Raw genomic sequence first — 8,118 nt, forward strand, 5'->3', positions numbered from 1 at the left:
ATCCCTCGAACCGCTCGCGGTAACCGCCGTCGATACGATACGGATTGGGATAGACGATGACGCCGATGTCTTTCTGGATGACCAGGTCGCTGGAATTCTGGGCGAATTCACGCTGGGCATTCATGGTGGGATCCGTTTCCATGGGACGTAGTTTTCTTCCAGGAAAGCCCTGATCGAAACTCGTCACCGAAACGTAATACTGCTGGGAAGGGAGCAGATGTCTCATAGTATATTCGTATTCGAAATATTTCATTTCCCCTTCCTCGGTTAACTCATCGGGATAAAACATTCTGGCGCTGTCGATATTCAAGGTGGATGGAAATGATTGATCAGGATATAACTTGTGGATTCTAGTCGTATCTGTCAGATCCGATTGGTTCCAATCGTGACGGGTGAAAAAGCAGGACTCATTGCGCCGGGTGCGGGGATTAAAAAACACCAACAGGTGATCGGAGTCATAATATTTGGAGGGTCCAATATTATCGCCATAGATATTTCTTAAGAGTCGCATATCAAACGGCTGACTTTTAATAATCCAGCTCTTGAGGTCGATGTCATATTCCCAGCGGTCGTAATTTTCGACATCATAAGAAACCAGCAGGGTATAATCATAGACTCGCCCTGTGAGCGATGTAAAGACGCGGTATCCTTCGAAATCGAGCTGCTGGCTGAACTGGTCGAGTGTTGTCTCGGAAATCCGCCCGTTCCAGCGTACCGTAATTTCGCCTTCATTGTAACTGTTTATCCTTGGATACAAACGGACCTTAGGGCTGGGTGGGGGTGCGGCGCCGCGGAAATCGGGAACCCCATCACCCTCATAATAAATGGTGTCGCCGTATTGACAGTACCAACTGGTGTCGTATGTCGTATCGATCGGGGAGAAGATAGTATCGATACCGGCCACAACCGAATCGAGGCAATAAGTATGGTACTTGCCTTTATATCCGTCGCCATCGGTGTCAACGCCGGGATTATCGAATATCCAGCCGGCCCAGACGGAATTAAGGCCGAGATCGGTGAAGTTGTATCCCCGGTGGAAATTCTGTCCGGCTATCACCGCGAAAGTAAAGGGAGCGATATCCCCCGGATCGAGGTCAAACGGGCCAAAGGAAAGGACATATCGTATGTCGGCTCCATAGCTGATGCGGTCGGCATCGGCGGGCGGGGGCAGCCATCCTTCGTTGCGATGATCATAGGCGGTCTCCGTCTGATCATAATCGAATTCCTTATGACTCATCATATAGTACTTATTCATATCGCCGACCGGCGTTCCTAGAAAGCCGTCAAAAGAACGAAAGGGATCATCCGGCGTATCCGCCCGGCGGGGACCCCAGTCATTTCTGGGGTCATAATCGGACACCCACCAGTTAAAATTGAAACTGACGGAATCAGCCGGGGTGCGCAGGATGCGGGTGGCGACAATGGACGTGGGGGAGAAATAGCCGCTGAAATTACCGCTGACAGGGTCAGGATCGCCGTCGTTATCGGCGGCCCAGGCAATATTGACAGTATCGATCAACCCCGCAATATAACGTGAGGGCATCGCTCTTTTGAAACCGCAAATGTCATCAAAGCCGACATAACGGAAATCACGGCCGACATCATCGTCCATATAAATACCGATGTAGACTTTTTTTAAGTCATAAAAGCCGACATTGATGATTTTGCAGTCAAAAATCACGAAGTCCTCGGCATAATCATAGCCCCAGGCATAACTATTCTGCGTGAACTGGATATGCAGAGGTCGATGCCAGCGGCGGGAATAGTAGTCGTAACCGGTATACCTAGCGTTGGTCATGGTATCAAAGAAAATGGCCGAATAATCCTGTTGAGAGATGGCACCATAATACTCGGGAGCCTCCTGATCCTTTATGGAATGGTACTGAATGTCTCCCGAAGGATAGGTTGGCGGCCAGAATTCGCGAACCTCATAATCGGCGCCGCAGGCGGTGGAAACCAGAGTATCGCGCCCGACGATGGCGCCTACCCAATAGCCTCCCTCAAATAGATAGCTCAGGCCGTACCCTTTGGGGTAACTCAGCGAAGGCACGCTTTCCCCGGTCAGAGGGTCGGGAATAGCCTGCTGGGAGCCTCTTCCGATAACGCCGTAGTTGGTCACGGTGAGGGCTATTTTCCCTACGTCGTGCACCGCCACCGTGACATAGGGAATACTGTCAATTCCCTTGTTAAGCTGCGGCAGTTGTTGCTCGTAGAGACTTCTGGCTTGAACCATAGAGGAAGCCACGCAGATTAGAAATATTAAGTGTTTGTAGAGCGAGTTCATGTATGTCCTTATACGTTGGATGACTACATAATTATGACTATTTTACCCAGTTGGTTGCCGTACTCGGACTCAACCGAGTAATAATAGATGCCGGATACGGCGGCCTGTGTGTTGCGGGTGATCAAATCCCATTCATCATGCATGCTCCGCGGCGAATTCGGAGCGTAATCATGATTTATTTCTCGAACCAGGTCGCCATCGATGGTAAATATCTTTATTTTGCATTTATGGGGCAGATTCGTGAAATGAATGCGCCTAACACGATCATCCGGCAGGTCTTCATTGCCGCGTCCTTCAAAACCGCCGCCATTCTGGTCCCGGTAGTTGCCGTCAATCCGATAAGGATTGGGATAGACCACGACCTTCAGCCCCCCTGATTCGACGCGGCTGGTTTGGTTCTGAGGATACTCCGCCACCATATTGGCCGAGACGGCGGTTTCCAAAGCATCCAGGCCGCTGCCGGGGGAACCGTAATCGAAAGCGGTCACCGCTATATAGTACAACTGCGATGGAAGCAGATGTTTCAGGGTGTATTCATATTCGAAATATTTGAAGTATCCAGCCTCCGTTAATTCCTCGGGATGGTATAGCCTGGCCGAATCGACATTGAGAGTGGTCGGATATGGAGCATCGGGGTAAAGCTTATGTATCAGATTGGTATCTGTCAAATCGGATTGATTCCATCCCTGACGGGCGAAATAGAAAGCCGAATCTTTCCAATAAAATGGATTATCACGGTCATATCGCAGAGGATCGAAAGAATCACCGTACAGGGTGCGGATTGAATCAAGAGTGAAAGGAATATCACGCAATTCATAACGTTCATGATTGCGAATCCAGATGTAACGGTTGTAGTCATCTCTATCGTATGAAGAGATCATGACAAATTGGTCAGCACCGGGCGCAAGTGACTGATAGACGCGATATCCCTCGAAATCAACCCGGTTGCTGAACACATCCCTCTCAGTTTCCGAGCGCAGGCCGCTCCAGCGTACACGCAATTCACCCTCATTAAAGGCATTGATGCGAGGGAAAATCCGGAGAACCGGCGGGGGAGGAGGAGACGCACCGCGGAAATCGGGAACCCCATCTCCTTCGTAATATAAGGTATCGGCATTCAGATAAACGACGGATGTTTCAATGACGGGCGGCTCAATCTGAATGGTGTCAAAGGTGAAAGTGGAATCCAAAGCGCAGATGCGATATTTCCCCTTGTACCCATCGCCGTCGGTGTCATAGCCGGGGTTATCATAAACCCAGGAAGCCCATCGGGAATTGAGCGCCAGGTCGGAAAAGTCGAGTTTATTGTAATAAAGCTGAGGTTGCGAGGAGTTGAAGTATAAGAGGAAATCCTTCGGGCCGACATGAACATTGTCACCACAAACCCAGGCAAAAGTGATTGGAAGTACCTCGCCCGGATGAATATTGAAAGGGCCGAAAGAAAGGAGATATCGGGCGTCGCCGCCCTTGGCAATTCCAGCAGCGTTTTCCGGCTGCGGCAGCCAGCCCTCGGCCGTTTGGTCCATGCCGGTGAAAAGCTGGTCATAATCGAATTCCTGATGGCGCATGACATAATATTTATTTCGATCTCCCAACGGTGTACCAAGGATACCGTTCATGTCGCGAAAAGGGTCTTCGGGTGTACCGGCTCTCCTCGGACCAAAATCAGTGGCGGCATTGTAATTAGTAATCCACCAGTTGAACGAATAAGAAAGGGAGTCGGAAGGGGTTCGCTCTACCCGTACCCCGGCTGCGCCCCTGGCCGAGGTAGGGCTCCAGGTAAACTGCGGAGTCGGATCCCCGTCATTGTCCATAATATAGGCGATTCTAATGGTGTCGATAAAATTGCAGGCTCCGCCTGAAGGAAAATCTCTTTTGAAGCCGCACAGATCCTCGCCATATGCCTCATCACCCCATATCGAGGTATGATGAACATCGCCATCGACATAAACACTCATGTAGACCTGATCAAGAAGCTTGCGACCGATATTCTTAATGGAATAGTCGAACAGAATGAAATCGCTGGCATAGTCATAACTCCAGGCATAGCTTCTCTGAGAGACCTCTATATTAAGAGGGATATGAGGGCGTCCGTCAGTGGCATCGACATTAACCCGGCCGGGATCGGTTAAGGTGTCGGTATAAACGGCGATTATGTCCTGTTCTGATACGGCCTGCCTGGAGTAGAATGGATTGGTTGACTGAATCGACCGGCGAACAATCTCACCGCGTGGCGCCGGATCAGGCCAAAATTCAATTACCGAATAGTAATCATCGACACCGATAGACACCAGCGTATCCCGCCCGACCACCGCTCCAATCCAGAAGGCACCGACATAGAGATAATTGATCTTGGAATTGGCCGGAAAGATGCATGAGGTGGCGGGCTGCTGTGTCACCGGGTCGAGCAGAGCTCCCAAATATCCTGTTCCAAACTGGCCAATATTGGTGACGGTCATCCAGACATTCCCAACAGTGTGCACTCCAATCTCAATATTGGGGATATCGTTCAGTGCTTCCTTGTATAAACGGGAGGGCGGCCGTTCGTAGGGATTAAGCTTGGGGGAAAGAAAAGGGAACGCCGGAAAAGGTGTGAGCAATAATCCCGCAAGAAGTAATATATATTTCATCCAAGGTGTGCTGCTCTAATAATAGGGTCCCGCCCAGCATAGGCGCGGGACCCTATTGAATACCAACCAATCACATAATAATAACAATCTTGCCTAATTGATTACCAAACTCGGACTCGACCGAGTAGTAATAAATGCCGGAAACAACCGACTGCGTGTTACGGGTAATCAAGTCCCACTCATCATGCATGCTGCGCGGTGAATCCAGAGTATAATCGTGATCAATTTCTCTGACCAGGTCACCATCAACAGTGAATATCCTTATCTTGCATTTATGAGGCAAATTAATGAAATGAATTCGTCGGACCCGTTCATCACCCTTATCTTCCTCGCCGCGTCCCTCAAAACCACCGCCCACCTCACTTCGATAGTGAGCGTCAATCCGGTAAGGATTGGGGTAAACGACGACATTCAGACCCTTTGATTCCACAACGCTGGTCTGATTCTGCGGATATTCGGCTACCATATTGGCCGAAGGCGGGCTTTCCAGTGACTCCAGGCCGCTTCCCGGTGAACCATAATCAAAGGCCGTGACCGCAACATAATTTAATTGCGAGGGAAGCAAATGTCTGAGCGTGTATTCATATTCAAAATACTTGAAATACCCTTCTTCGGTGAGTTCTTCCGGATAATGAATTTTGGCCGTATCGGGATTGAGAGTCGACGGATAAGGCGCATCAGGATAAAGCTTATGGATGGAGTTGGTATCGAGGAGATTCGACTGATTCCAATCCTGGGCGTTGAAGTAGAAGGCTGAGTCTTTCCAGTAGAATGGATTATCTCGGTTATAACGTAAAGGGTCAAAGGATTCACCGTACAGAGCCTGCAACGAATTCAGGGTATAGGGCTGGTCTTTCAATTGATAAAGACTTCGGCCGCGGTTCCAGATATATTTATTGTAGTCATCCCGGTCGAATGAAGTGACCATGACGAATTCGGCTGCTTTGGAGGACAGTGATTGATAGACCCGATATCCCTCAAAGTCGACCCGGTTGCTGAAAACATCCTTTTCCGTTTCCGAGCGCAGCCCGCTCCAGCGAATACGCAGTTCACCTCCATTAAACTTGTTTACCCGCGGCAGGACGCGAAGAACCGGCGGGGGAGGGGGGGAGGCACCCCGGAAGTCCGGGACTCCGTCACCCCGATAATACAGGGTGTCGGCATTGAGATAGACAACCGTAGTCTCTACAACCAGAGGATCCACGGTAACAGTATCAAAAGACACACTGGAATCATAGACACAGATTCGGAATTTCCCTTTATCCCCGTCGCCGTCAGTGTCATAGCCGGGGTTGTCATAAATCCACGAGGCCCAGGTCGCATTTTTCCCGAACTCCTCAAAATTGAGGTAATTATTGTAAGCGTCAGGGAACTGGGGATTAAATAATCTTCGGAAGGCATCGCATTCCGTAAGGAAACTGGCTCCCGCAACATAAGCGAAACTGATCGGCAAGACCTCTCCCGGAGAGACATCAAACGGACCAAACGATAGGAGATAGCGGGTGTCATAACCATTGGCAAAGTCATTTGCCTGGGGTCCGGGCGGGAGCCACCCATCGGCCGTATGATCCTGAGCGCAAAAAAGCTGGTCGTAATCAAATTCCTCATGGCGCATGACATAATATTTGTTCCGGTCACCTTCGGGGGTTCCCAGAAAGCCGCCAAAATCCCTGAACGGGTCATCGGGTGTTCCCGCCTTTCGCGGACCAAAATCAAGGGAAGGGTCGCCGTTCGAAATCCACCAGTTGAAAGAGTATTTGAGCGAGTCTGAAGGGGTCCGAACGACTCGTGTCCCGGTCACAGAAGTAACATCAAAGCCGGAGGGACAGGTCAACTGCTGTCCCGCCGTGGTAATTCCGTCATTATCGGATATCCAGGCGATGTTGATAGTATCGACAAAGCCGCAGCCTGTGGGCGAGGGAATATCTCTCTTGAAGCCGCAAATATCATCCGTGGCATCAGTAATATCGCCTCCCAAGGGACCGACATCGCCATCAACATAAAACCCCATATAGACCTGATTAAGTTTTTTCCAGCCCATATTCTTAATAGAATAATCAAAGAGAACAAAATCCTCGGCATAGGAATAACTCCAGGCAAAACTGCGCTGGGTAATTTCGATGTTAAGGGGAGTATGGGGCCGGCCGTCAAATCCATCTATCGCCACATAAGAGGGGTTAGTGACAGTATCAGTATAAGCGGAGATAATATCCTGTTCCGAAACTGCCCCGGAATCGCCCCTGCTTATGGAACGGTATTTGATATAGCTCTTGTCGTAGGGGTTGGTTGGATCAGAACTCATGCTTGCATCCGGCCACATTTCGCGAGTGAAGGCCCAGCCATCCGCCCCCACCGAGACCAGGGTATCTCGGCCGACTACGGCTCCAATCCAAAAAGCCCCGGCGAATAGATAATTCCATCGCCCGGGATAAGGATAAACACAGGAAGGGGCGGCCAGACCGGTCAACGGATCGACCGCAGAGACGACGAATCCAGAGCCAAAATGCCCCTGATTTGTAACCGATATGCCGATTTTGCCGATGTTATGGACGGCGATTAAAGCATTGGGGACCTGGGCTGAGGTTTTGCCGGCCAGTAAGGGCAATTCGGAAATATCGCGATATGCACGTCCGAAGGTTGGTCCGGCAAGAAAGGTTAGCATGAGAAAAGCAACGGTGAGGATTGCCCGTTTCATTTTCATTCTTTCCATAATTCTCTCACAAAAAGTTCTAATCTTTACTAATCCAAAGGACGCAACAACATCCATTCTTATTTAAGCCTTTTTTTCACTGACTCGAGCAAATTTAATCCAAAAATCTAAGCAATTTTCCATCTAATAGCAAGAAATATAACCCCTTCCGCGCAGAAATTATTGAATCAATAGAAGAGTTATTCGCGGGAAGCCGAAGACGGCAGGCGAAAATGGGGAGCAGGAGGTTTTCTCCTGCTCCCACGGCTGAAATTTTTACATAATGATGACTATTTTGCCTATCTGATTGCCCGATTCGGATTCGACCGAGTAGTAATAAATACCGGACACAATTGCCTGGGTATTACGAGTGATCAAATCCCATTCGTCATGCATGCTGCGAGGCGAATCCGGAGCATAATTGTGGTCAATTACTCTGACCAGGTCACCATCGACAGTGAATATCCTTATCTTGCATTTGTGGGGCAGATTGGTGAAATGAATTCGTCGAACAC

4 protein-coding genes are annotated in these 8,118 nt (G+C 49.6%); all 4 read right to left on the minus strand.

Annotation, left to right across the window (positions count from 1 at the left end):
• Positions 1–2,233 (minus strand): hypothetical protein (locus tag NT002_01370; GenBank protein MCX6827922.1); only part of this gene is annotated, 2,233 nt, incomplete at its 3' end.
• Positions 2,234–2,307: 74 nt separating this feature from the next.
• Positions 2,308–4,914 carry a hypothetical protein gene (locus NT002_01375; GenBank protein ID MCX6827923.1) on the minus strand — a complete coding sequence of 869 codons (2,607 nt, stop codon included), beginning with the start codon at positions 4,912–4,914 and terminating at the stop codon, positions 2,308–2,310.
• A 70-nt stretch (positions 4,915–4,984) separates the two neighbouring features.
• The gene (locus tag NT002_01380; GenBank protein ID MCX6827924.1) at positions 4,985–7,624 is read right to left on the minus strand and encodes a hypothetical protein; all 2,640 of its coding nucleotides are present in this window, start codon (positions 7,622–7,624) and stop codon (positions 4,985–4,987) included.
• A 255-nt stretch (positions 7,625–7,879) separates the two neighbouring features.
• The coding region (locus NT002_01385; protein ID MCX6827925.1) for a hypothetical protein at positions 7,880–8,118 on the minus strand (239 nt) is incomplete at its 5' end.

The sequence above is a fragment of the Candidatus Zixiibacteriota bacterium genome, assembly GCA_026397505.1.
Taxonomy (GTDB): Bacteria; Zixibacteria; MSB-5A5; order GN15; family PGXB01; genus JAPLUR01.